A 1,556-nucleotide genomic window follows, 5' to 3' on the forward strand; every position below is an offset into this window, starting at 1 on the left:
TAGCCGATATCGGCGGCCTGGGCGACGGCATCCTCGACATCGGCCAGGTTGCCTTCAGAACCCGGCGTTACCGGGACACCCGCGGCAAGGGCCGTCTGGCGGGCCTGGGTTTTGTCGCCCATGGATGAAATAGCATTCGCCGACGGTCCCACGAACGTAATACCTCGCTGCTCACAAATCGCAGCCAGTTCCGCATTCTCCGACAGGAAACCATAGCCGGGATGCAGTGCATCACAGCCGGTTTCCACCGCCATATTCACAATATGGTGGGGGTTCAGGTATCCCGACAGGGGGTCCTTGCTGATCTGATAAGCTTCGTCGGCTTTTTTGACGTGCAGGGAGTACTCGTCAGCCTCCGAATGAATAGCGACCGAGCGGATGCCCAGTTCGCTGCAGGCCCGGGCAATCCTGACCGCAATCTCTCCGCGATTGGCGATCAGCAGCTTCCGAATAGCCATGGAAAATCCTCCAGGTGATGGAAGTCGTTTAAATCGAAAGGTTGGTTCGAAGGGCAGACACGCCCTTCAGTCGGCAAAAGCTCAGATGCCAGGTGGCGCCTGCGGCAGGACCGGAAAGCTGGCGCAATGCACCACACCCGAATAGCCCCTGATGCCCGGAAGGATACCGGCCGGGTGAAGACTGAAATCCCGCATGCGGTTGCCATGGGAAAGCCCTCCCTCCTGACCACCGTCGCTTGTCACATCCGACAATAACGGGCAGAAAGCCGCATCACAGGACAGGGGTACTGGCGCAGAGTCCGAAGAATGGGTAGGCAATGAAACCAGGCCCAATGCCAGAATGATTAAGAGGCTTAACACCTGCGTCCGGCATTTTTGATGGGCGTCCTGCATGGGCGTCCTTTGATGTGACTAAAGTCGTAGAGAGTGTCACGTGATTACGGCATCGGTTCAATACGGTTTTCTGGGCAATAAACATCGTTTTTTTCGATGCTTTCCCGGTTCCACGGGAATCATCGGCGCCCCGGGGAGCGCCGATGACAACTGCCAGACTAGAAACCGCCTTTCACCACGTGAACGATCTCATAGAACTTGGTTGCCCGATGCTCCAGATCGATCGCCAGGTCCAGCCGCTGCAGAAGCTCTTCGGCACAGACCAGTCCCCGGAGATAGGAACGGGAAGGCTGATGTCGGTCGTCATCCAGCACAAGCAGATACCCTTCATGAACCTCACGGAATGTGCTGACCAGGTCGCCCACCGTTGCCGCCCGCAAATCCTGATAATGGATAGCCGGCAGCTCACTTATCGGGCGCATGATATCGCGGACCCGAACGTCCTTGAGGGGCACACCCTGTCGATGGGCGACACTCATGGCCTTCTCGCCGTTCACATCTTCGATGGCCAGAATGCCCAGACAATCCCCAGCCTGGTTTTCCACCACCTTGAAAGACGTATCGGCCAGTCTCATCCACAACCTCGCCTCCGAAACGGACATATCGGAACTCAAAACGGACAGTCGCTGCTCGGAGAAGTCTGTTAGCAGGTGGACTGCCGAATCCTCGCTTCCTATATGAGACAGGGGTTTGGCGGTGGGTAAC

At 57.2% G+C, this 1,556-nt stretch carries 2 protein-coding genes; both read right to left on the reverse strand.

Going from position 1 to position 1,556, the window contains the following annotated elements; all coding sequences use genetic code 11:
* The coding region (locus B2W52_RS16200; RefSeq protein ID WP_286803743.1) for a biotin carboxylase N-terminal domain-containing protein at positions 1 to 458 on the reverse strand (458 nt) is incomplete at its 3' end.
* 551 nt (positions 459 to 1,009) lie between these two features.
* The coding region (locus B2W52_RS16205) for a CBS domain-containing protein (RefSeq protein ID WP_286803744.1) at positions 1,010 to 1,556 on the reverse strand (547 nt) is incomplete at its 5' end.

Source organism: Marinobacter sp. UBA2498, assembly GCF_002341575.1.
GTDB lineage: Bacteria > Pseudomonadota > Gammaproteobacteria > Pseudomonadales > Oleiphilaceae > Marinobacter > Marinobacter manganoxydans.